Raw genomic sequence first — 863 nt, forward strand, 5'->3', positions numbered from 1 at the left:
CATAAACGTTACTTTTATTTAAAAGTAGCGAATATGTCGCTATTTACACTGAGTGCTTTCAACTTTAGCGATAGATTGGTTGTAGCGCTGAAGGGCTGTATCAATCTGTTTAGGGTGGCTTAGAAGCTCTGCGAACGCAGAACGTAGCTCATAGTTTTGAGCGTGAGGTTTAGACTGGCGATCGTCGAATGTTGTCTTAGCAATCTTACCCAGCTCGTCATCACGCTGTGACAGCTCTTTGTCATGCTGCTCTAGCTTCAACCAACCTTCGATAGACTGTTCGGTTGCTACTTTGCTTGAGTCGTTCACTAGGTAATAACGAACAGCGGCGCGGTTGAGCTCAAAGTGGTGCTTACGGCCTTCAAGGAACCACTGGCTCACATCTTCAAGCTCTGGGTATTGTTCTGAGGTTAGGTCAGCAAGATCGGCATACCAATTCAGAGACGCATCGATATACGCATCGTATTTTTCAGCAAGACATTGTTGGTTTCCAGTTAAGCTCTCTGCTGCAAAAGAGAAGGTAGAAGTTGATGCTAGCAGTAGTGCGACACAAAGGCGTTTCATAGTGGTTCCTTTTTGGGTTTATTCTTTTTAGAACTGTTTTTATTTAGGACTACGTTTTCACAGATTACCGTGGTTGGTATTTGTTGAGCAACGACACTTAGTGCCTTTTTATTTCGGTAACTGTTTCAGTATCTTGGGTAATTTCGGTATTTCCAGTAAAGAGACACGAACGCATTCTAATAGAATTCATCTGCCATTCCTGCGATCTAGTTAGCAAGAGATACAAAGAATAGCATCAATACTGGTACCAGTAGGCTCAAAATGAAACCACTGACAATCGCAATCGGTACACAGCGAAC

Annotated in this window: 1 protein-coding gene; it reads right to left on the minus strand. The window is 43.0% G+C overall.

All coding sequences use genetic code 11. The features are described 5' to 3' along the window. Window positions 1–39: 39 nt before the first annotated feature. Window positions 40–564, minus strand: coding sequence for a hypothetical protein (locus tag KIV40_RS27985; RefSeq protein ID WP_285352470.1), 525 nt, complete (start codon window positions 562–564; stop codon window positions 40–42). Between the last annotated feature and the right edge of the window lie 299 nt (window positions 565–863).

It is taken from the genome of Vibrio sp. D173a (assembly GCF_030248475.1).